At 63.7% G+C, this 20816-nt stretch carries 21 protein-coding genes; 10 read left to right on the top strand and 11 right to left on the bottom strand.

Going from position 1 to position 20816, the window contains the following annotated elements; translation table 11 throughout:
- Positions 1-11 precede the first annotated feature (11 nt).
- The 7 genes from mltB to J5M58_RS03915 all read left to right on the top strand — a co-directional run bounded on the left by mltB (position 12) and on the right by J5M58_RS03915 (position 6494).
- A complete protein-coding gene (gene mltB, locus J5M58_RS03885) occupies positions 12-1022 on the top strand; it encodes a lytic murein transglycosylase B (RefSeq protein WP_207877210.1) in 1011 nt (336 codons plus the stop codon).
- Positions 1022-2023 carry a septal ring lytic transglycosylase RlpA family protein gene (locus tag J5M58_RS03890; RefSeq protein ID WP_112253624.1) on the top strand — a complete coding sequence of 334 codons (1002 nt, stop codon included), beginning with the start codon at positions 1022-1024 and terminating at the stop codon, positions 2021-2023. The genes mltB and J5M58_RS03890 overlap by 1 nt, the downstream gene beginning before the upstream one ends.
- 270 nt (positions 2024-2293) lie before the next feature.
- On the top strand, positions 2294-3454 hold the full coding sequence (locus J5M58_RS03895; protein WP_085591614.1) for a D-alanyl-D-alanine carboxypeptidase family protein: 1161 nt from the start codon (positions 2294-2296) through the stop codon (positions 3452-3454).
- Positions 3455-3527: 73 nt separating this feature from the next.
- A complete protein-coding gene (locus J5M58_RS03900) occupies positions 3528-3803 on the top strand; it encodes a DUF493 domain-containing protein (protein WP_003249736.1) in 276 nt (91 codons plus the stop codon).
- Positions 3803-4450: a lipoyl(octanoyl) transferase LipB gene (lipB, locus tag J5M58_RS03905; RefSeq protein WP_112253623.1), complete on the top strand. Its 648-nt coding sequence runs from the start codon at positions 3803-3805 to the stop codon at positions 4448-4450. Before J5M58_RS03900 ends, lipB begins: the two co-directional genes overlap by 1 nt.
- A 2-nt stretch (positions 4451-4452) precedes the next feature.
- Positions 4453-5469 carry a lipoyl synthase gene (gene lipA / locus J5M58_RS03910; RefSeq protein ID WP_112253622.1) on the top strand — a complete coding sequence of 339 codons (1017 nt, stop codon included), beginning with the start codon at positions 4453-4455 and terminating at the stop codon, positions 5467-5469.
- An 86-nt stretch (positions 5470-5555) separates the two neighbouring features.
- Entirely contained in the window at positions 5556-6494 is a 939-nt protein-coding gene (locus J5M58_RS03915) for an LD-carboxypeptidase (protein ID WP_207877212.1), read from the top strand.
- A gap of 115 nt (positions 6495-6609) precedes the next feature.
- Here J5M58_RS03915 and J5M58_RS03920 read toward each other — a convergent pair whose 3' ends face one another.
- From J5M58_RS03920 to leuS, 5 genes are all read right to left on the bottom strand, one after another.
- A complete protein-coding gene (locus J5M58_RS03920; protein ID WP_207877214.1) occupies positions 6610-7926 on the bottom strand; it encodes a lytic murein transglycosylase in 1317 nt (438 codons plus the stop codon).
- A gap of 60 nt (positions 7927-7986) precedes the next feature.
- Positions 7987-8151 carry an alternative ribosome rescue factor ArfA gene (arfA, locus tag J5M58_RS03925; RefSeq protein ID WP_207877218.1) on the bottom strand — a complete coding sequence of 55 codons (165 nt, stop codon included), beginning with the start codon at positions 8149-8151 and terminating at the stop codon, positions 7987-7989.
- Positions 8152-8367: 216 nt separating this feature from the next.
- A complete protein-coding gene (gene holA, locus J5M58_RS03930) occupies positions 8368-9405 on the bottom strand; it encodes a DNA polymerase III subunit delta (protein WP_112253619.1) in 1038 nt (345 codons plus the stop codon).
- Between the two features lie 39 nt (positions 9406-9444).
- Complete coding sequence (lptE, locus tag J5M58_RS03935) at positions 9445-10050, bottom strand: LPS assembly lipoprotein LptE (RefSeq protein ID WP_112253618.1); 606 nt, start codon at positions 10048-10050, stop codon at positions 9445-9447.
- 60 nt (positions 10051-10110) lie between these two features.
- Positions 10111-12717, bottom strand: coding sequence for a leucine--tRNA ligase (gene leuS, locus J5M58_RS03940; RefSeq protein ID WP_112253617.1), 2607 nt, complete (start codon positions 12715-12717; stop codon positions 10111-10113).
- Between the two features lie 227 nt (positions 12718-12944).
- On the opposite strand from leuS, the gene J5M58_RS03945 reads away from it, so the two are divergent.
- Together J5M58_RS03945 and J5M58_RS03950 are read left to right on the top strand one after the other, a co-directional pair.
- A complete protein-coding gene (locus J5M58_RS03945; protein ID WP_112253616.1) occupies positions 12945-13259 on the top strand; it encodes a hypothetical protein in 315 nt (104 codons plus the stop codon).
- 136 nt (positions 13260-13395) lie between these two features.
- Complete coding sequence (locus J5M58_RS03950; RefSeq protein WP_112253615.1) at positions 13396-14157, top strand: YdcF family protein; 762 nt, start codon at positions 13396-13398, stop codon at positions 14155-14157.
- A 129-nt stretch (positions 14158-14286) separates the two neighbouring features.
- Here the strand turns inward: J5M58_RS03950 and lnt are convergent, their stop codons facing one another.
- Genes lnt through J5M58_RS03970 form a run of 4 tightly spaced genes read right to left on the bottom strand, consistent with a single transcriptional unit; the run spans position 14287 to position 18142 of the window.
- A complete protein-coding gene (lnt, locus tag J5M58_RS03955; protein ID WP_207877221.1) occupies positions 14287-15804 on the bottom strand; it encodes an apolipoprotein N-acyltransferase in 1518 nt (505 codons plus the stop codon).
- An 8-nt stretch (positions 15805-15812) separates the two neighbouring features.
- On the bottom strand, positions 15813-16652 hold the full coding sequence (locus J5M58_RS03960) for an HlyC/CorC family transporter (RefSeq protein ID WP_046613214.1): 840 nt from the start codon (positions 16650-16652) through the stop codon (positions 15813-15815).
- Positions 16653-16677: 25 nt separating this feature from the next.
- Positions 16678-17151 (bottom strand): rRNA maturation RNase YbeY, encoded by a 474-nt coding sequence (gene ybeY / locus J5M58_RS03965; protein WP_112253613.1) that lies wholly within the window; start codon positions 17149-17151, stop codon positions 16678-16680.
- Positions 17144-18142, bottom strand: coding sequence for a PhoH family protein (locus J5M58_RS03970; RefSeq protein WP_112253612.1), 999 nt, complete (start codon positions 18140-18142; stop codon positions 17144-17146). Before J5M58_RS03970 ends, ybeY begins: the two co-directional genes overlap by 8 nt.
- A gap of 249 nt (positions 18143-18391) precedes the next feature.
- Here J5M58_RS03970 and J5M58_RS03975 point away from each other — a divergent pair, with 249 nt between their 5' ends.
- The gene (locus J5M58_RS03975) at positions 18392-18718 is read left to right on the top strand and encodes a DUF1820 family protein (protein ID WP_181457389.1); all 327 of its coding nucleotides are present in this window, start codon (positions 18392-18394) and stop codon (positions 18716-18718) included.
- Between the two features lie 4 nt (positions 18719-18722).
- Here the strand turns inward: J5M58_RS03975 and J5M58_RS03980 are convergent, their stop codons facing one another.
- Positions 18723-19268 carry a tetratricopeptide repeat protein gene (locus J5M58_RS03980; protein WP_207877223.1) on the bottom strand — a complete coding sequence of 182 codons (546 nt, stop codon included), beginning with the start codon at positions 19266-19268 and terminating at the stop codon, positions 18723-18725.
- A gap of 256 nt (positions 19269-19524) precedes the next feature.
- The gene (hemL, locus tag J5M58_RS03985) at positions 19525-20808 is read right to left on the bottom strand and encodes a glutamate-1-semialdehyde 2,1-aminomutase (protein ID WP_207877225.1); all 1284 of its coding nucleotides are present in this window, start codon (positions 20806-20808) and stop codon (positions 19525-19527) included.
- Positions 20809-20816: the final 8 nt, after the last annotated feature.

Here is a 20816-nt window from a genome sequence, read left to right on the forward strand (position 1 = left end):
TGAAGAATTTCATGCAAGCAGTGCGTAACTGGGCTGCCCGTTGTGCGCCGTGGATCGGCGCGGTGGGCCTGTTCGGCGCTGTACAGCTGGCCCATGCCGGCGATTACCAAGGCTCGCCCCAAGTGGCCCAGTTCGTTGGTGAAATGAGCCGCGACTACGGCTTTGCCCCTGAGCAGCTGATGGCTGTGTTCAGTGAGGTGCAGCGCAAACAGTCGATCCTCGACGCCATTTCGCGCCCGGCCGAACGGGTAAAACCGTGGAAGGACTACCGACCGATGTTCATCACCGACGCGCGCATCGCACGTGGTGTGGACTTCTGGCGCCAGCACGAGGCGGTGCTGGCCCGTGCCGAGCAGGAATACGGCGTGCCGGCACAGTACATCGTCGCCATCATCGGCGTGGAAACCTTCTTTGGCCGCAACACCGGCAACTACCGGGTGATCGATGCGTTGTCGACCCTGGGCTTTGACTACCCGCCACGGGCCGAATTCTTCCGCAAGGAGCTGCGCGAATTCCTGCTGCTGGCCCGTGATGAACAGCTCGACCCGCTCACGCTCAAAGGCTCCTACGCCGGTGCCATGGGCCTGCCGCAGTTCATGCCGAGCAGCTTCCGCAACTTCGCGGTGGACTTCGACGGTGATGGCCACATCAATATCTGGAACAACCCGGACGATGCCATCGGCAGCGTGGCCAGCTACTTCAAGCGCCACGGCTGGGTTGCCGGCGAAGGTGTGGTCAGCCGCGCCTGGGTGGACGGTGGGCGCGCCGACGAAGGCCTGACCACCGGCATCGAACCGGTAAAAACCGTTGGGGAGTTGCGCACGCTTGGCTGGTCGGTCCATGATTCGCTGCGCGATGATCTGCCGGTTACCGCCTTCCGTCTCGAGGGCGACAATGGCCCCGAATACTGGATGGGCCTGAAGAACTTCTACGCGATCACTCGCTACAACCGCAGCGTGATGTATGCCATGGCGGTGCATCAGCTATCGGAACAGCTGGTTCAAGCACGGGGCGTCAAGTAATGCGCGCAATCTTCTCTGGCAACACTTTCAAGCTGCTCACCTGCCTCGCCGTCGGCGTGGTGTTGGCCAGCTGTTCGTCCAACCGCCCGCCCAAGCAAAGCAGTGGCAACGTGGTGCGCACCCAGCCGGGCCTGGACATCAACCGGGCGCACAAGGACGGCGCGCCGTGGTGGGACGTGGATGTGAACAAGATCCCCGACGCCACGCCAACCGTGCACACCGGCAACTACAAGGCCAACCCGTACACGGTACTGGGCAAGACCTACTACCCGATGCAGGACTCGCGCAATTATCGCGCGGAGGGTACAGCGTCGTGGTACGGCACCAAGTTCCACGGCCAGAACACCGCCAACGGCGAGCTGTATGACCTGTACGGCATGAGCGCGGCGCACAAGACCCTGCCGCTGCCGGCCTACGTGCGGGTGACCAACCTGGCCAACGGCCGCAGCGTGATCCTGCGGGTGAACGACCGTGGCCCGTTCTATTCGGACCGCATCATCGACCTGTCCTACGCTGCGGCGAAAAAGCTTGGTTATGCCGAGATCGGTACCGCGCACGTGCGCGTCGAAGGCATCGACCCGCAGCAATGGTGGGCCCAGCGTGGCCAGACACCACCGATGGTGCTGAAAGAGCCGCAGGTAGCCCAGACCCAGGCAATCCCGGCCAGTACCGGGCGCGTCGAGCAATGGACCCCGCCGCCCCAGCAGCACGCGGCGCCGGTTGTGCCTGTGCAGGTGGCTGGCAACAACGTGCCGGCCGGCAATGGCGGCAGCTTCCTGCAGGTGGGCGCCTTCGCCAACCCGGACGCCGCCGAACTGCTGCGCTCCAAGCTCAGCAGCATGGTTAGCGCGCCAGTGTTCATCAGCTCGATCGTGCGTAACCAGCAGACCCTGCACCGCGTGCGCCTGGGACCGATCAACAGCCAGGGCGAGATCCAGCAAGCGCAGGACAGCATCCGCCTGGCGAACCTTGGGCAAGCCAAGCTGGTCACAGCTGACTGACCGCGTTGCCTTCTTCGCGGGCACGCCCGCTCCCACAGGGGCATGCGAAACCCTGTGGGAGCGGGCGCGCCCGCGAAGAAGGCAACACCAAACTGTCGGTTTTGTCATGAATTGCCGGGCACGGGCATGTACAATGTCGGCTTTTGCCCGCAGCGACATAAAGCCGCACTTTGCGAGCCTGGCCTACGGCCACAAAAACTAGACTGACTGGCGCTGGGCACATGATCTTGCCCAGGGAACATCAGACCATTAGCGATTTTCGAGAGACGGATGAACATCACCAACCTTGCCAAACGACTTTGCCTGCCCGTACTGCTGATGATCACGCCTGCCGCCTTCGCGGCTGAGCAGATGACGCCGGCGCCACCGCAACTGGCAGCCAAGTCCTACGTACTCATGGACGCGTCCAGCGGCAACGTGCTGGTCGAGAACAACGGTGACGAGCGCCTGCCGCCAGCCAGCCTGACCAAGCTGATGACGGCCTACATCGCCACCCTGGACATCCGCCGTGGCCAGATCGGTGAAAACGACCCGGTTACCGTCAGCGAAAACGCCTGGCGTACCGGTGGTTCGCGCATGTTCATCAAGGTGGGCAGCCAGGTGACCGTCAGCGACCTGCTGCACGGCATCATCATCCAGTCCGGCAACGACGCCTCGGTTGCCCTGGCCGAGCACATCGCCGGCAGCGAAGACGCCTTCGCCGACATGATGAACAAGACCGCTGCCGACCTGGGCATGGCCAACAGCCACTTCATGAACCCGACTGGTCTGCCGCACCCGGAGCACTACTCGTCGGCTCACGACATGGCTACCCTGGCCCGTGCGATCATCAACGTCGACCCGGCCCACTACGCCATCTACTCGCAGAAAGAGTTCTTCTGGAACAACATCAAGCAGCCAAACCGCAACCTGCTGCTGTGGCGTGACAAGACCGTCGATGGCCTGAAGACCGGCCACACCGACGAAGCCGGCTACTGCATGGTGGCTTCGGCCGTTCGCGATGGCCAGCGCCTGATCGCCGTGGTGTTCGGCACCAACAGCGAGCAGTCGCGTGCTGCCGAGACCCAGAAGCTGCTGACCTATGGTTTCCGCTTCTTCGAAACCCAGACCTTCTACCAGAAGGGCACCGAGCTGACCAAGTCGCCGGTCTGGAAAGGTGCGACTGGCGAAGTGAAGGCCGGCCTGGCCAACGACCTGACCCTGACCATGCCTAAAGGCCAATTGAAGCGCCTTCAGGCTTCGATGACCATGAACCCGCAGCTCACCGCGCCAATCGCCAAAGGTGACGTGATCGGCAAAGTGGAAGTCAAACTGGACGAGAAAGTGGTTCACAGCGCCGACCTGATCGCCCTCGATGGCGTCGAGGAAGGTGGTTTCTTCCGCCGTATGTGGGATAGCATCCGTCTATTCTTCTACGGGTTGTTCAACTGATACGTGACCTGCATGCCCCCGCGTATCCTGCGGGGGCATTGTTGTTGCCACGGCTTACGAGGCCGTTTCCGCCATGAGCGAACCAGACGTCAAGTCGCACAAGATCGAATTCCCCTGCGACGATTACCCGATCAAGGTCATCGGTGACACCGTTGTCGGCTTCAAGGACACGGTGATCGAGATCCTGAGCAAGCACGCCAAGGTCGACCTTTCCACCCTGGCCGAGCGCCAGAGCAAGGAAGGCAAGTACACCACCGTGCAATTGCACATCGTTGCCGAAAGCGAGAACCAGCTGCACGATATCAACAGCGCCCTGCGCGCTACCGGCATCGTGAAAATGGTGCTCTGATGTCCGCCTGCCTCGGTTTTCGCGAGCTTGGCCTGCAGCCCTATGAACCGGTGCTGGAGGCCATGCGTCGCTTCACCGAGCAGCGCAACCCGGACAGCCAGGATGAAGTCTGGCTGGTCGAGCACCCTGCGGTCTTCACCCAGGGCCAGGCCGGCAAGGCCGAGCACCTGCTGGTGCCGGGCGACATCCCGGTGGTGCAGACCGATCGCGGTGGCCAGGTGACCTACCATGGCCCCGGGCAGCTGGTGGCCTACCTGCTGCTGGATGTGCGGCGACTGGGCTTTGGCGTGCGTGAGCTGGTCAGCCGTATCGAGCAGACGCTCATCGACCTGCTCGCCAGTTACGATGTCCAGGCCGCGGCCAAGCCCGATGCCCCGGGCGTCTATGTCGACGGAGCGAAAATCGCCTCCCTCGGCCTGCGAATCCGCAACGGCCGTTCGTTCCACGGCCTTGCCCTGAACGTGGACATGGACCTTGCGCCATTCCGCCGAATCAACCCCTGCGGCTATGCGGGGCTGGCGATGACCCAGCTGCGCGACCTGGCAGGTCCGATCGAACTCGACGAGGTCAGGACAAGGCTGCGCGGACAGCTGGTCAAGCACCTCGACTACGCTGAGCAGACGACCCTCACGGGCGGAATCGACTGAATATGACAACTGTGCAAGAAGCCGTGCCGAACCTGACACCCTCCCAGGATGCCACCCCGCGCCCAGCGCCGAAGAAGGTGGAAGCCGGGGTCAAGCTGCGTGGTGCCGAAAAGGTGGCGCGCATCCCGGTGAAGATCATCCCTACCGAAGAGCTGCCGAAGAAGCCCGACTGGATTCGTGTGCGTATCCCGGTGTCGCCAGAGGTAGACCGCATCAAGCAACTGCTGCGCAAGCACAAGCTGCACAGCGTGTGTGAAGAGGCGTCCTGCCCGAACCTGGGCGAGTGCTTCTCCGGTGGTACCGCCACCTTCATGATCATGGGTGACATCTGCACCCGTCGTTGCCCGTTCTGCGACGTTGGCCACGGCCGGCCGAAACCGCTGGACCTCGATGAGCCGAAGAACCTGGCGGTTGCCATCGCCGACCTGCGCCTGAAGTACGTGGTAATCACCTCGGTGGACCGCGACGACCTGCGTGACGGTGGCGCCCAGCACTTTGCCGACTGCATCCGCGAAATCCGTGCGTTGTCGCCGGGCGTACAGCTGGAGACCCTGGTGCCGGACTACCGTGGGCGCATGGATATTGCCCTGGAGATCACCGCGCAAGAGCCGCCGGATGTGTTCAACCACAACCTCGAGACCGTACCGCGCCTGTACAAGGCCGCGCGCCCGGGTTCTGACTACGACTGGTCGCTGGACCTGCTGCAGAAGTTCAAGCAGCTGGTGCCGCACGTACCGACCAAGTCGGGCCTGATGCTCGGCCTGGGCGAGACCGACGAGGAAGTGATCGAAGTGATGCACCGCATGCGCGAACATGACATCGACATGCTCACCCTCGGCCAGTACCTGCAACCGTCGCGCAGCCACCTGCCGGTGCAGCGTTTCGTCCACCCGGACACCTTCGCCTGGTTCGCCGAGGAAGGTTACAAGATGGGCTTCAAGAACGTTGCCTCCGGCCCGCTGGTACGTTCTTCGTACCACGCTGACCAGCAGGCTCACGAAGCCAAGATCAAGCTCTGAGCCAAGCCAGAGCCACGCATGCCGATGCGCGCCGAAGGGCGGCATCGGCATTTTTGTTTGTGCCACACGCGCTGCAAGGAGCCGCGATGAATTGCGCCGAAACCTTCCAACCCAGCCTGCCCGCCGCGCTGCCGCGTGATGCCTGTTTTGCCATTGTCGCCCCGGCGGGCGCGGCGCGGCTGGATACGCACAAGGTCAACCAGTGGTTCGTTGATCGAGGCTACAGTTGCCGCATCTACCCGGGTGCCCTTCAGGCCCAGGGCTATCTGGCGGGGCCGGACCGGCAGCGGTTGCAGGACCTGCATGATGCCTTTGCCGACCCGGCCATCGACGCCATTCTGTGCATGCGTGGGGGGTACGGCAGCATGCGCCTGCTCGACCAGCTCGATTTCGAACTGATCCGGCACAACCCCAAGCCGTTGATCGGTTACAGCGACATCACCGCGCTGCACACGGCGATCTACCGGCATACCGGGATGCTCACCTTCCATGGCGGGATGCTCAATGCCGACCTGCTGGGGGGCAAGTTGGCGCCAACCGAGGCTTCGTTGCTGGCGCAGCTGGGTGGGCATGTGCGGGCAGGGGAGCAGATCTTGCACCCTGCTGACTTCGCCTTGAGCAGCGTGCTGCATGGGGTGGCCAGCGGGCCGCTGCTGGGCGGCAACCTGTCGATGCTGGGCGCGACCCTGGGGACGATTGCCGAGCTGGATACGCAGGGCTGCATTCTGTTTATCGAGGACGTCAACGAGCCGCTTTACCGGGTGGACCGCTTGCTCACCCAGCTGCGCCTGGCGGGCAAGCTGGAGGGGGTGAAGGGTGTTCTGGTGGGGGATTTTGCCGGGATTACCACTGCGGCATTGACGCCGTTGCTGGAGGACATCTTCGCGCCGCTGGGTGTGCCGGTGCTGGCCGGGTGGCGCAGTGGCCATTGTGACCCGAATGTGTGCTTGCCGTTGGGGGCTCGGGTCAGGCTGGACAGTGATCGGCAGAGCTTGATGCTGGAGCAGGATCTTTTCCAGGCTTGAGATTTTTGGGGCTGCTTTGCAGCCCTTCGCGGGCACGCCCGCTCCCACTGGGTTTGGCGCGATACCTGTGGGAGCGGGCGTGCCCGCGAAGGGGCGCAACGCGCCCCCGGCAATCTCACTGGCTACGCAGGCTCTCGAGTAGCTTGTGGGTCGGATACCCATCCGCCGGCCACCCCAGCCCCTGCTGGGCATTGCGGATCGCCTTGCGGGTATTGGCGCCAATGATGCCATCGGCATTGCCGGCTTCGTGCCCTTTGCTGTTCAACAGGTTCTGCAGCTCCATGCGCTCGCTGCGGCTGAGCGGCAGGTCTTCTTTAGGCCAGCTGCCGGCAATGAAGCCCCAGCCCGTGAAGCGGTCACCCAGCAGGCTTACCGCCAGCGCGTAGGACGACGAATTGTTGTACTTGAGAATGGCGCGGAAGTTGTCCAGCACCAGGAACGCCGGGCCACGCGCGCCCGCTGGCAGCAGCAGGGCGGCAGACAGCTGGTTGCTGCCCACCGGCAATTGGGTACCGGCAGGCAGTTTCACACCCATCGCCAGCCACTCGCTCACCGGCTTGCGCAGGGCGCCATCGGCCTGCCAGTAATCGAAGCCAGGCGGCACCTGTACTTCGAAGCCCCACGGCTGGCCACGTTTCCAGCCCGAGCTCTGCAAGTAGTGCGCGGTCGAGGCCAGGGCGTCTGCCGTGCTGTTCCAGATGTCACGGCGGCCATCGCCATCGAAGTCTACGGCATGGGTGTTGTAGGTGGTCGGGATGAACTGGGTCTGGCCCATGGCGCCGGCCCACGAGCCACGCATGGCCTCAGGCAGGATATCGCCATGCTGGATGATCTGCAGCGCGGCGATCAGCTGGTCTTGAGCGAACTGCGGGCGGCGGCCCTCATAGGCCAGGGTAGCCAACGAGCGGATCACCGACTTGTTGCCCTGGAACTGACCGAAATTGCTTTCCATGCCCCATACCGCGACCAGCACCTGGCGATCGACGCCATAGCTTTGCTCGATGCGGGTCAGCAGTTCGGCGTTCTGTTCCAGCAGCTTCTTGCCGTTGCGTACGCGCAAAGGCGACAGGGCGCCTTCGAGGTATTCCCATACCGGGCGGGTGAACTCCGGCTGGCTGCGATCGGCCTTGATCACGTCCATGTCGGGGGTGACGCCGAGGAAGGCGCGGTCGAAGGTGTCTTGCGAAATGCCGGCTTGCAGGGCTTGCTGGCGAAAGCCTGCTTGCCATTGCGCGAAGGTTTGCAGAGGCTGGATTTCAGTGCTGGTATCGGGCGTCGTGCCGGGCAGGGTCACCACCGGGGTGGGCTGGGCAGGGGCCAGCGGCAGGGCATCGGCGGCGGTGGGCTTTTCTGCGCAGGCCACTAGCAGGATGAAACTGGAGGCCGCGATCAGCTGACGGGTTTTCCAGCGGGGGAGAAGACTGAGGAGCATTCACAGATCCAGAATTGCAGGTCAGGTGACGACCATACCATGCCTGCGCTTTCGATGCTTTCATGCAGCCAAAAAGTAGGAAGCCTCCCAATCTCTCGATTGGAAGGCTTCGCGGCGGTAGCTGCCTTTGCCTTTGTCTGGCCGTTCCTGGCGGCAGCGGAACAGTGGTTGGGCGATGATCGACTTGGCCTTGTTGGGGATGTGCTTTTTCGGCTTTTTGCTCATGGCGGAGTTCCCGGGTTGGGTGGGTTTCGCGGCGCACTGTAGGGCTTGGGACAGGGTGGGGCCAATTGATTGTGTTTATGGTCGAGATCGTGGCGCTGAGGTTGAGGCGAGCGCCGGCCCTGTGGGAGCGGGTTTACCCGCGAAGCATGCGACGCGGTGCATGGCACCGGCTTTGCCGGTGTTCGCGGGTGAACCCGCTCCCACAGGGGGGGGCAGTTATTCGGAAGGGAGGGTGAGACGCTGACCGGCCATCAGCAGCGACAAGCGCGCCAGGCCCGTCCATGGCGAGCCCTCGGCCTGCCCCTTGATCTGTGCATCGATACGCTGGGCATCCTGCAACAACTGCGCCCAGCGCTGCGCCGACAGGCGCTGCAGGGCCTTGCTGACCAATGGCCGGCGTTTGTCCCAGACCGGCGGGCGGGCCTGGCTGAAAGCCTTGTCCAGCGGTACGCCCTGGCTGAACTGCTGGGCCAGCCCCGCCAGCTGGCGCAGCTCTCGGGCCAGGGCCCAGAGAATCACCGGTGGCTCCACGCCTTCACCGCGCAAGCCTTCGAGCATGCGCAACGCATGCGCGGCTTCGCCGTTGAGAATGGCATCGACCAGGCCAAAGACATCGAAACGGGCGCTGTCGGCGACGGCGGCCTGCACGGTCTCGACAGTTATCTGGTTGCCTTCGGCGAGCAGCTTGAGCTTTTCGATTTCCTGCGCGGCCGCCAGCAGGTTACCTTCCACGCGCGCGGCAATCAGGTCGACGGCGTCACGCTGTGCCGACAGGCCGGCCTGCTGCAGGCGCTGATTGATCCACTGTGGCAGCTGGTGTACATCCACCGGCCAGATCTGGATGAACTGGCAGTGGGCACCTTCGATCAGCGCCTTGCCCCACTTGGTCTTCTGTGCGCTGCCGTCGAGCTTGGGCAGGCTGACCAGCAGCAGAGTATCTTCGGCGGGGTTCGCGCAGTATTCCATCAGCGCAGCAGCGCCCTTGTCACCGGGCTTGCCCGAGGGCAGGCGCAATTCCAGCAGGCGGCGCTGGGCGAACAGCGACAGGCTGGCGCCGGCCTGGAGCAGGGTGCCCCAGTCGAAGTTGGCGTCGGCACTGAATACCTGGCGTTCATCGAAGCCCTGCTGGCGCGCGGCGTTGCGGATGGCGTCGGCGGCTTCCTGGCACAGCAGCGGGTCGTCGCCGCTGACCACGTAGACCGGTGCCAGGGCGCCTTGCAGGTGCTTGTTGAGTTGGGCGGGGGCGAGCTTCATGGGAATCAGGCGGGGCACCCGAAGGTACCCCGCTCGGGCTTAGTTGCCCGGTACTTCCAGTGGCGACTGCTGAGGCGTCTCGGCCTGCTGGCGGCGAGCGGCGTCCAGTGCAGCGGCTTCGGCCTTGGCACGCTCGTCGGCCTGACGCTGCAGCTCGTCCAGCTGGGACGGGGTCAGCATCTGCAGGCGAACGACCATGGCGTTGACCAGGTCGCGACGCATTTCTTCGCGGGCGCGGTCGGCTTCCTGCTCGGAGCCGGTGATGTTCGAGCCGTCACGCAAGTAGATCTTGCGCACTTCCAGCTTGTCGCTCATCAGCTCCAGGTTGTTCAGGCCCTGGATGCTGTAGTTCAACACGGTGGTCAGCTCGTACTCGGCAGTACGGTTGCCGCTGTTGTAGGTCGCCGAGCGCTCGCGCTCCTGCTCGTTGGTCAGCACCAGGCGGTACGGTGCGCCAGCGTGCACGTTGACACCGCTACGCTCCAGTACTTCACGCAGCTGAACCACGGTCGGGCCGTAGGCGTTGCGTGCGCTGACGTCCATTTCTTTCACGCTCAGCTCGGTAGAGCCGGTGCCGCGCAGCTGGAAACCGCAGGCGCTGAGCATGACCGCCAGGCCAATTACCAGCAAATTGCGTTTGATCATGTTGTTGCTCCCTTGTGGGCCTGTTCGCCCGCCCGCAGTGGCTGCGGGCGGGCGTTGCCATCAGTTGGCGACGATGTTGACCAGCTTGCCCGGAACCACGATAACCTTGCGGATGGTCAGGCCATCGATGAAGCGCAGGACGTTCTCGTTGCTGCGCGCGGCGGCTTCGATTTCTTCGCGGCTGGCGGCGGCCGGCATTTCGACCTGGCCACGCAGCTTGCCGTTGACCTGCACCACCAGGGTGACGGTGTCCTGTACCAGGGCTGCCTCGTCGACGGCTGGCCAGCTGGCGTCGATGACGGCCTGCTGGTGGCCCAGCTGTTGCCACAGCTCGTGGGAGATGTGCGGGGTGATCGGTGCCAGCAGCAGGGTGACGGCCTCGAGGCCTTCCTGCAGCAGGGCGCGGTCCTGTTCAGTGGCCTGCGGGGCCTTTTCCAGCACGTTCATCACGGTCATCACCTGGGCGATTGCGGTGTTGAACTTGTGGAACTGGCCGACGTCGGTGCTGGCCTGCTTGATGGCTGCGTGGATGGCGCGGCGAATGACCTTTTGTTCGTCGTTCAGGCCGGCGATGTCCAGCTTGCCTGCCGGGCCTTGGGCCACGTGGGCCTGGGCCAGGCGCCAGACACGGCGCAGGAAGCGGCTGGCACCTTCGACGCCGGAGTCGGACCATTCCAGGCTCGCATCAGGTGGCGAGGCGAACATCATGAACAGGCGGCAGGTGTCGGCGCCGTACTGATCGATCATCGATTGCGGGTCGACGCCGTTGTTCTTCGACTTCGACATCTTCTCGGTGCCGCCGATTTCCACCGGCAGGCCGTCGGTCTTCAGGCGGGCGCCAATGATCTTGGCCTTGGCATCACGCTCGATCTCGACATCTGCCGGGTTGAACCAGTCCTTGCCGCCGTTGCTGGCCACACGGTAGTAGGTTTCGGCGACCACCATGCCCTGGGTCAGCAGGTTCTTGAACGGCTCGTTCGAGGTGACCAGGCCTTCGTCACGCATCAGCTTGTGGAAGAAGCGCGCGTACAGCAGGTGCAGGATGGCGTGCTCGATACCGCCGATGTACTGGTCGACCGGCAGCCAGTGGTTGGCCGCTTTCGGGTCGACCATGCCACCTTCGTAGTTCGGCGAGGCGTAGCGGGCGAAGTACCAGGACGACTCGACGAAGGTGTCCATGGTGTCGGTTTCGCGCTTGGCCGCGGCGCCGCATTTCGGGCAGCTGCATTCGTAGAATTCAGGCATGCGCGCCAGTGGCGAACCGGCACCGTCCGGCACCACGTTCTCCGGCAGGGTGACCGGCAGCTGGTCTTCCGGCACCGGTACGTCGCCGCAGGACGGGCAGTGGATGATCGGGATCGGGCAGCCCCAGTAGCGCTGGCGGCTGATACCCCAGTCGCGCAGGCGGAACTGGGTACGCGATTTGCCCAGCTCCTTGCGGATCAGGGCGGCTTCGATGGCGTCGAAGGCACCGGCGAAGTCCAGGCCATCGAACTCGCCGGAGTTGATCAGCTGGCCGTGCTCGCCATAGGCGGCCAGCCACTCGCTGCCGACTTCATCACCAGCGCTGGTGCGTACCACGGCCTTGACCGGCAGGTTGTACTTGTGGGCGAACTCGAAGTCGCGCTCGTCGTGGGCAGGCACGGCCATGACGGCGCCATCGCCGTAGTGCATCAGCACGTAGTTGGCGACCCATACCGGCAGCTTCTCGCCGGTCAGCGGGTGCTCGACCAGCAGGGAAGTGGCCATGCCCTTCTTCTCCTGGGTGGCCATGTCGGCTTCGGCAACGCTGCCGCTCTTGCACTCGTCGATGAACGCCTGCAGCGCCGGGTTGCCCTGGGCAGCCTGGGTGGCCAGTGGGTGTTCGGCGGCGACGGCGACGTAGGTGGCGCCCATCAGCGTGTCGGGACGGGTAGTGAAGACCTTGAGGGTGCCTTCGTGGCCGATGCTGGCCAGGTCGTAGGGGAACTGCACTTCCATGCCGCGCGACTTGCCGATCCAGTTGCGCTGCATGGTCTTGACCTGCTCAGGCCAGCCCGGCAGCTCGTCGAGGCTTTCCAGCAACTCGTCGGCGTAGTCGGTGATGCGGAAGTAGTACATCGGGATTTCGCGCTTCTCGATCAGCGCGCCCGAACGCCAGCCACGGCCATCGATGACCTGCTCGTTGGCCAGTACGGTCTGGTCCGCCGGGTCCCAGTTCACGGTACCGTTCTTGCGGTAGATGATGCCTTTCTCGAACAGGCGGGTGAACAGCCACTGCTCCCAGCGGTAGTAGTCGGGCTTGCAGGTGGTGACTTCACGTGCCCAGTCGATGGCCAGGCCCAGGCTCTTGAGCTGGGTCTTCATGTAGTCGATGTTTTCGTACGTCCACTTAGCCGGGGCGACGTTGTTCTTCATCGCCGCGTTTTCCGCGGGCATGCCGAAAGCGTCCCAGCCCATCGGCTGCAGGACGTTCTTGCCCAGCATGCGCTGGTAGCGGGCAATCACGTCACCGATGGTGTAGTTGCGCACGTGGCCCATGTGTAGCTTGCCGCTCGGGTACGGGAACATCGACAGGCAGTAGTAGGTGTCCTTGCCTGGCTGTTCGGTAACAGCGAACGATTGTTGCTCGTCCCAGAACTTCTGGGCGGCGGCTTCGATATCACGGGGCGTGTATTGTTCGTGCATGGCTACTTTTTGCTGAGAGGGAAGAGACCTTGTTCCAGGCAGCGGAACCTCGCTGCGTCCGGCACTCCGGTGTCGTTTAGAGTGAACGCCGTAGCATACAGCAGCGCCGCGCATCGTGGGAAACCTTCGTTGCGAATGCCCGCTGGTCGCGGCACACGGCTGCTTTTTGCAACGACGCTAAGCTCAGGTGTGGGGGGAGATATTCTTATCTTCAATGAGGTGAACGGATGGGAGAGACGCAGCTACCCGCAATCAGACCGGAGCTATACGAACGCCTGATCGACCGGCTTGGCCTGGCACTGGAAGTGGCCAGGACCTCGGTGCGATTGCGCGACGAGATGCCAGCCGAGCTGGAGTTGCGTGGCCTGAGCCACGCAGAGTTCGAAGTGATCAAGGCCTACCTGGATTCCCTCCCGGAGCGCCACAATGCCTGTGTCGGCAGTTACCCACAAGCGGAGCCGACATCGGCCAAGATCATCTGGCTCAAGGACAAGAAACGCCCCGCCAGCACGGCGAGATCCAGGACGCTGCCACATCGCTAGCCGTTCAGGACGCCAGGCGCAGGCTATCGCGCGCCGGTTCTTCAATATCATCACAGCTCAGGATCGACGCCGGCCATCCTCTTGTTGACCGGCGTCGATCCACTTAGGCTGCACGCCTGCCAAGGAGGTGTAGCCGATGCCGATCCGATTCTTCATCAAACAATGGCTGATGCCGCCGGGCGTGCTTTTTCTGCTGCTGCTTCTGGCGTGGTGGTTGCGCGCCCGGCGGCCGCGGCTGGCGGCGCTGTGTTTTGCCGCAGGGCTGGGCGGCATGTGGTTGATGAGCCTGCCGCTGGTGGTGCAGGAAACCGCTCGTGTGCTGGAGACGGAAGCGCCGCTGGCGGTAAGCGATTGGGCCGGGCTGGCCAGCCGTGCAGATGCCATCGTGGTGCTGGGTGCGGGGCGAGAGCGCGGTGACCCAGCCTGGGGCGGTAGCGACCAGCCCACAGCCACAGCGCTGGAGCGCATGCGCTTTGCCGCGCGGCTGGCCAAGGCTTCGGGCTTGCCGGTGCTGACCAGTGGCGGGTTGCACTACGGCACGCCGCCGAGCGAGGCGCGCTTGATGGCTGATCGCCTGCGTGAAGATTTCGGCGTCGAGGTGAAATGGCGGGAGGAGGGCAGCCGCACGACCTGGGAGAATGCCCAGCTGACGGCCAAGGTGCTGCAGCCGTTGGGAATTCGCCGGGTGGTCGTAGTGACCCAGGCGTGGCACATGCAGCGCTCGCGCTGGAGTTTCGAGCAGGCTGGGTTCGAGGTGGTGCCGGCGCCGGTCGGGTTCCTCGGGCGTGATCATGCGCGGCCGTTCGGCGGGTTGCTGCCGGAGAGCCGGGCGATGTGGCAGAGCGGGCAGTTGCTCAATGAAGTGGCGGGGTTGGTGGGGTATCGGCTGTTTTACTGAGCCTTCTACTGCCTGTACCGGACTCTTCGCGGGTGAACCCGCTCCCACAGGATTACCACACGCTACGAGATCGGTGGAGAACCTGTGGGAGCGGGTTTACCCGCGAAGAGGCCGGTGCAGGCTACATCATCAGACAGTCTTGGCAATGCGCCCGGCCAGCAACGCCCAACCCAGCAGCAATGCACAGACAATCGCCAGTGGCCACGACCGCCATTGCAGGTACGGCGTCAGTTGCTGCATCGGCACCACTTCGCCATACAGTACCGCCTGCTGGAACTGTGGTACCTGCGTGGTAATGCGGCCAAACGGGTCGATCAGCGCGGTCACCCCGTTGTTGGTGGCGCGGATCATCCAGCGCCCGGCTTCCAGCGCCCGCATCTGTGCCATCTGCAGGTGCTGCAACGGGCCGATCGAGGTGCCGAACCAGGTGTCGTTGCTGATGGTCAGCAGCAGGTCGCTGCGGGCCGCCAGGCCAGCAGCGAATTCGGGGTAGACCACTTCGTAGCAGATGTAAGGCGCAATCTGGTAGCCCTTGGCCTGCAACAGCGGCTGGTCTTCCGGGCCGCGGGCGAAGTCCGACATGGGCAGGTTGAAGAACTCGATGGCGCCACGCAGCATGTCCTGCAGCGGCACATACTCGCCAAACGGCACCAGCTTCTGCTTGAGGTAGGTGCCATCGCCTTCACCGGTGACGGTAATACCGTTGTAGTAGCGGCGCTGGTGGTGCACCACTTCACGCACCGGCACGCCGGTAATCAGCGCCGAATGCCGCTCGGCGGCGAACCGGCCCATCACATCGATATAGCCCTGGGCCTGGTCCTTGAGCACCGGAACCGCGGTTTCCGGCCACACCAGCAGGTCTACCGGCCTGGAGCTGAAGCTCAGGTCACGGTACAGCGCCAGTTGCGCGTCGATGTGCGCCGGGTCCCATTTCAAGTCCTGCTCTACGTTGCCCTGGATGGCCGCCACTTTCAACGGGTCGCCCGCCGGCTTGGTCCAGGCATGGCCCTTGAGCACCAGGCCCAGTACCCAAGGGGCCAGCAACAGCAGGCAGCCCACCGCCAGGAACGAGGGGCGGGCTCGCAGGCGGTGCAGGTTGCACAGCAGCGCAGCGGTCAGGGCCAGGGCAAAGGAAATCAGCCACACGCCGCCCAGCGGTGCCAGGCCGGCCAGCGGGCCGTCCAGTTGGCTGTAGCCGGCGTAGAGCCAGGGGAAACCGGTCAGGAACCAGCCACGGAAGGCCTCTTGCAGCAGCCACAGAGCGGCAAAGCACAAGGCGTCGGCCAGTGGTGCTTCGGTCCGCCGCAACCAGCGTGCCCACAGCCAGGTGGGCAGGGCGAAGAACCAGGCCAGGGCGGCGAAGAACGCCAGCAGCAACAGGATCGCCAGCAGCGGGGAGGCGCCGCCGTAGGTGTTCATGCTGACGTAGATCCACCAGGTGCCGGCACCGTACAGGCCGAAGCCGAACCACCAGCCACGCCACATGGCCTGGCGCGGGCTGAGCTCGCGCAGGCCGAGGTAGAGCAGGGCGATGGACAACACGGCCAATGGCCAGATGTCGAACGGCGCCAGGGCCAGGAGGGTGGAGGCACCGGCCGCCAGGGCCAGCAGGTTACCGGGCCAGCCGGGGCGGGTGATCCAACGCATGTTTGTCCTTAACGGGTGATCGGTGTCAGGCGCAGCAAGTGTATCCGCCGGCTGTCGGCATTGAGAATACGGAACTTGTAAGGGCCGATCTCGGTGGTCTCGTTGCGCTTGGGCAGGTGACCGAAGGCGCTCATCACCAGGCCGCCGACCGTGTCGAACTCGTCATCGGAGAATTCGCTGTCGAAGAACTCGTTGAAGTTCTCGATCGGGGTCAGCGCCTTGACCAGGAAGTCACCGCTGGGCAGCGGCTTGATGTAGCTGTCTTCCTCGACGTCGTGCTCGTCCTCGATGTCGCCGACGATCTGCTCCAGCACGTCCTCGATGGTGACCAGGCCGGCCACGCCGCCGTACTCGTCGATGACGACGGCCATGTGGTTATGGTTGGCGCGAAATTCGCGCAGCAGCACGTTCAGGCGCTTGGACTCGGGCACGAAAGTGGCCGGGCGCAGCAGGTCCTTGATGTTGAAGCTGTCGCCGTTCTCTTTGAGGATAAGTGGCAGCAGGTCTTTGGCGAGCAGGATACCGAGCACATCATCGTGGCTTTCGCCGATCACCGGGTAGCGCGAGTGCGCGGCGTCGATCACCGCCGGCAGGAACTCCCGGGGCGACTGGCTGGCCTTGATGCTGATCATCTGTGAACGCGGCACCATGATGTCGCGAACCTGCAGGTCGGCCACCTGGATGGCGCCTTCGACGATGGTCAGCGCTTCGCTGTCCAGCAGTTTGTTCTGATGGGCTTCGCGCAGCAATTCAAGGAGTTGCTGGCGGTTTTTCGGCTCATGGGCAAAAGCCTGGGTCAGTTTACCCAGCCAGGACTTCTGCCCGTTGCTCGATCGATCTTCGCTCATGGCGGTTCTCGTGATCCTTCGTGTATCAGTGTGTGAGGGTGTCGGTTTCATCGTCGGCGTACGGGTCGGGATGACCCAGTTCTGCCAGCAATTCCCGTTCCAGGCTTTCCATTTCCTCGGCTTCCTCATCCTCGATGTGGTCGTAGCCGAGCAGGTGCAGGCAACCGTGGATGACCAGGTGTGCCCAGTGCGCTTCCAGCGACTTGCCCTGTTCGGCGGCTTCGCGCTCGACCACCGGCACGCAGATCACCAGGTCGCCCAGCAGCGGGATGTCGAGCAGGTCGTCGGGGACGTCGGCCGGGAACGACAGCACATTGGTCGCGTAGTCCTTGTGCCGGTAGGTGTGGTTCAGCTCGCGGCCTTCGGCCTCGTCGACCAGGCGAATGGTCATTTCCGAATCGGCGCTGCGCTGGCGCAGGGCCAGTTCGCACCAGCGGCGAAAGGCGGTGTCATCCGGGGCGGCAGCATCCGTGGCCCGTTGAATATCGAGTTCAAGCATCTTTGCCGGGCGCCTCGGGCTTGGCCTGGCGGGCATCGAAGCGGTCGTAGGCCTCGACTATGCGCTGCACCAGTGGGTGACGAACCACATCTTTGGGTTGGAAGTGGGTGAAACTGATCCCCGGAACGTCCTTCAGCACCTCGATGACATGCGCCAGGCCCGACTTGGTGCCACGGGGCAGGTCGACCTGGGTGATGTCGCCGGTGATGACCGCGGTGGAGCCGAAGCCGATACGGGTAAGGAACATCTTCATCTGTTCCAGCGTGGTGTTCTGGCTCTCGTCGAGGATGATGAAGCTGTTGTTCAGGGTACGGCCACGCATGTAGGCCAGCGGGGCGATCTCGATCACCTGGCGTTCGATCAGCTTGGCCACGTGTTCGAAGCCCAGCATTTCGTACAGGGCGTCGTACAGCGGGCGCAGGTACGGGTCGATCTTCTGGGCCAGGTCGCCGGGCAGGAAGCCGAGCTTTTCGCCCGCTTCGACCGCCGGGCGCACCAGCAGGATACGGCGCACCTGTTCGCGCTCCAGCGCGTCCACGGCGCAGGCCACGGCCAGGTAGGTCTTGCCGGTACCGGCCGGGCCGATGCCGAAGTTGATATCGTTGGCCAGGATTTCCTTGACGTAGCGCTGTTGGTTGACCCCGCGCGGGCGAATGTTGCCCTTGCGCGTGCGCAGCGACACGCTGACCTCGTTGACGGCCGGGTTGTCGATGTTCTCGACGGTCGATTCCTGCAGGTACAGGTGCACGGTTTCCGGGGACAGATCGCTGGCCTTGGTCTCGCGGTAGAGACGGCGCAGCAACTGCTCGGCAGCGGAGGTGGTCTTGGGTTCGCCGATCAGCTCGAACTGATTGCCGCGGTTGCGGATCTCGATGGCCAGGCGCTGTTCGATCAGGCGCAGGTGCTCGTCGAACTGGCCGCACAAGTTGGCGAAACGGTGGGCCTCGAAGGGTTCGAGGATGAAACGATGGGGTTCTATGGGTGCGTTCAAGGTCGTTTTTAGCCGCTCGACGGCAATGGATGTGAGCTCAAGAATAACCCTTGAATGGCAGTGGCGAAAGCACTGAAACGATCAAGGGTATGTGTGGCCTGTTCTGGCCCCTTCGCGGGTAAACCCGCTCCCACAGGGATTGCACGGTTCCTGCGGGCTGCGCAGAACCTGTGGGAGCGAGTTCACCCGCGAAGAGGCCGGCACTGCTATGATGCCGGCCTTTTCTTACGCATGTGTTATCCCCCGAACATGAGCAAACCCGAACCTGCCATCTATAAAGTGATCTTCCTCAACCAGGGGCAGGTCTTCGAGATGTATGCCAAGCAGATCTACCAGAGCGACCTATGGGGGTTCCTGGAGATCGAGGAGTTCGTGTTCGGCGAGCGCTCGCAGCTGGTAGTGGACCCAAGCGAGGAGAAGCTCAAGAGCCAGTTCGAGGGGGTGATCCGCAGTTTCGTGCCGATGCACTCTATCGTGCGCATCGACGAGGTGGAACGCCTGGGCACGGCGAAGATCAGCGAAGCCAAGGGCGGCGGCAACGTGATGCCGTTCCCCATGCCGATGCCGGAAAAGTGACCACTCAGGGCAGTGGCGAGAACGGTGTGCGCCCTTCGGCGCTCTGCAGCTCCAGCAGGTACTTGCGGAAAATCTGGCCGAGCACCTGGGTGGCATGCTCCAGCTCGTCGCGGGGCATCTGCTCGGTCACTTCGTCGGCCATGTCCAGCGCATCCTCGGCGCCGTTGACCGCGGCCATCTTCAGCAGGATGTAGGCCTGCACATTGTTGGCCTTGACCCCTTCGCCACGGAAGAACATGGCGCCCAGGCGATACTGGGCCTCGGCATGGCCTTGCAGCGAGGCCTTTTCGAACCAGTTAAGGGCTTTGCCCAGATTTTTCGGCGTTTGCGTGTAGTAGTACTCGCCCAGTTCGAATTGCGCCTGGGCATCCCCCGCGGTAGCCGTCTGCTCACAAGCCTTGAGGGCGTTTGCCAGGTCTTCGGGCTGGACATTCAAGGTGCAGCGGCCCGTTGCCGGAATCAGCAACGAGTTACCGCCCTCTGCCAGGGCCAGCAGGGGCTGAAGAAGCAACAGGCAGCCCAGGGTCAGGGCGCGGCCGGTGCGGTTCATGGGGATCGACTTACCTCTGCAAAGCTGCGGCCAATGTCTCTGGTGGCACATTATGGGATAAGCAGCGCCAACCTTACAAAGTTTTACTCGATTTTCTGCTTGGTTGGGGAAGTCAGCTGATTGTGCAGGGTTAATTATTTCCTTTGGCGACCCCTTCGCGGGTGAACCCGCTCCCACAGGTACTGCACCAACATTGGCTCGGTGCGGTCCCTGTGGGAGCGGGTTTACCCGCGAAGAGGCCGGGACAGGCTGACAATCACTTCAGGGCTGCAAAGGCCTTTTCAGCCGCATCCAGGGTGATCTGCAGCTCTTTGTCGCCATGGGCGATAGAGGTGAAGCCAGCCTCGAACGCGCTAGGCGCCAGGTACACGCCACCATCGAGCATCAGGTGGAAGAAGCGCTTGAAGCGCTCGGCGTCGCTGGCCATCACGTCTTCGAAGGTGACGATGTCGTCGGCACCGCTGAAGTACAGGCCGAACATGGCACCGGCCTGGGTGGTGACGAACGGCACGCCAGCGGCATCGGCGCGCTGTTGCAAGCCGTCGAGCATACGGCTGGTGTAGTCGGTCAGCTCGGCGTGGAAGCCCGGGCGGCTGATCAGCTTCAGGGTGGTCAGGCCGGCGGCCATGGCCAGCGGGTTACCCGACAGGGTGCCCGCCTGGTACACCGGGCCGAGCGGGGCGATGCAGCCCATGATTTCACGCTTGCCGCCGAAGCAACCGACCGGCATGCCGCCGCCGACGATCTTGCCGAAGGTCGACAGGTCCGGGTTGATGCCGTAGTGGCCCTGGGCGCCGCCGAGCGAAACGCGGAAACCGGTCATCACTTCGTCGAAGATCAACACCACGCCGTGCTTGTCGCACTGCTCGCGCAGGCCTTCGAGGAAGCCTGGCGCCGGTGGTACGCAGTTCATGTTGCCGGCTACCGGCTCGACAATGATGCAGGCTACGGACTGGCCGACTTCGGCAAGGGTTTTCTCGACGGCGGCGATGTCGTTGAACGGCAGGGTCAGGGTGTGCTTGGCGAAGTCCGCCGGCACGCCTGCCGAGCTCGGTACGCCCTGGGTCAGCAGGCCGGAGCCGGCTTTTACCAGCAGGCTGTCGGAGTGGCCGTGGTAGCAGCCTTCGAACTTGATGATGGCGTCACGGCCGGTGTAGCCACGGGCCAGGCGGATGGCGCTCATGGTGGCTTCGGTGCCCGAGCTGACCATGCGTACCATCTCCATGGACGGCACCAACGAGCAGACCAGATCGGCCATCTCGGTTTCCATGGCGGTCGGGGCACCATAGGACAGGCCGTGCTCCAGCTGCCTGCGTACCGAGTCCAGTACCTGCGGGTGGCCGTGGCCGAGGATCATCGGGCCCCAGGAGCCGACGTAGTCGACGTAGCGCTTGTCATCCTCGTCAACGACGTAGGCGCCTTCGGCATGCTTGAAGAACAGCGGCGTGCCGCCAACGCTCTTGAAAGCGCGGACCGGCGAGTTGACGCCACCGGGGATGTGCTTCTGGGCTTGGGCGAACAGGGCTTCGGAACGGGACATGGGGGTTC

Source organism: Pseudomonas sp. 32_A (assembly GCF_017490905.1).
GTDB lineage: Bacteria > Pseudomonadota > Gammaproteobacteria > Pseudomonadales > Pseudomonadaceae > Aquipseudomonas > Aquipseudomonas inefficax.

Coding starts and splice junctions, on each gene's coding strand:
- mltB (WP_207877210.1), top strand. CDS start 12: ATGCAAGCAGTGCGTAACTGGGCTGCCCGTTGTGCGCCGTGGATCGGC.
- lipA (WP_112253622.1), top strand. CDS start 4,453: ATGACAACTGTGCAAGAAGCCGTGCCGAACCTGACACCCTCCCAGGAT.
- J5M58_RS03895 (WP_085591614.1), top strand. CDS start 2,294: ATGAACATCACCAACCTTGCCAAACGACTTTGCCTGCCCGTACTGCTG.
- J5M58_RS03920 (WP_207877214.1), bottom strand. CDS start 7,926: ATGCTCCTCAGTCTTCTCCCCCGCTGGAAAACCCGTCAGCTGATCGCG.
- lipB (WP_112253623.1), top strand. CDS start 3,803: ATGTCCGCCTGCCTCGGTTTTCGCGAGCTTGGCCTGCAGCCCTATGAA.
- J5M58_RS03890 (WP_112253624.1), top strand. CDS start 1,022: ATGCGCGCAATCTTCTCTGGCAACACTTTCAAGCTGCTCACCTGCCTC.
- J5M58_RS03915 (WP_207877212.1), top strand. CDS start 5,556: ATGAATTGCGCCGAAACCTTCCAACCCAGCCTGCCCGCCGCGCTGCCG.
- lnt (WP_207877221.1), bottom strand. CDS start 15,804: ATGCGTTGGATCACCCGCCCCGGCTGGCCCGGTAACCTGCTGGCCCTG.
- ybeY (WP_112253613.1), bottom strand. CDS start 17,151: ATGCTTGAACTCGATATTCAACGGGCCACGGATGCTGCCGCCCCGGAT.
- J5M58_RS03960 (WP_046613214.1), bottom strand. CDS start 16,652: ATGAGCGAAGATCGATCGAGCAACGGGCAGAAGTCCTGGCTGGGTAAA.
- arfA (WP_207877218.1), bottom strand. CDS start 8,151: ATGAGCAAAAAGCCGAAAAAGCACATCCCCAACAAGGCCAAGTCGATC.
- J5M58_RS03980 (WP_207877223.1), bottom strand. CDS start 19,268: ATGAACCGCACCGGCCGCGCCCTGACCCTGGGCTGCCTGTTGCTTCTT.
- J5M58_RS03950 (WP_112253615.1), top strand. CDS start 13,396: ATGCCGATCCGATTCTTCATCAAACAATGGCTGATGCCGCCGGGCGTG.
- holA (WP_112253619.1), bottom strand. CDS start 9,405: ATGAAGCTCGCCCCCGCCCAACTCAACAAGCACCTGCAAGGCGCCCTG.
- lptE (WP_112253618.1), bottom strand. CDS start 10,050: ATGATCAAACGCAATTTGCTGGTAATTGGCCTGGCGGTCATGCTCAGC.
- leuS (WP_112253617.1), bottom strand. CDS start 12,717: ATGCACGAACAATACACGCCCCGTGATATCGAAGCCGCCGCCCAGAAG.
- J5M58_RS03945 (WP_112253616.1), top strand. CDS start 12,945: ATGGGAGAGACGCAGCTACCCGCAATCAGACCGGAGCTATACGAACGC.
- J5M58_RS03900 (WP_003249736.1), top strand. CDS start 3,528: ATGAGCGAACCAGACGTCAAGTCGCACAAGATCGAATTCCCCTGCGAC.
- J5M58_RS03975 (WP_181457389.1), top strand. CDS start 18,392: ATGAGCAAACCCGAACCTGCCATCTATAAAGTGATCTTCCTCAACCAG.
- hemL (WP_207877225.1), bottom strand. CDS start 20,808: ATGTCCCGTTCCGAAGCCCTGTTCGCCCAAGCCCAGAAGCACATCCCC.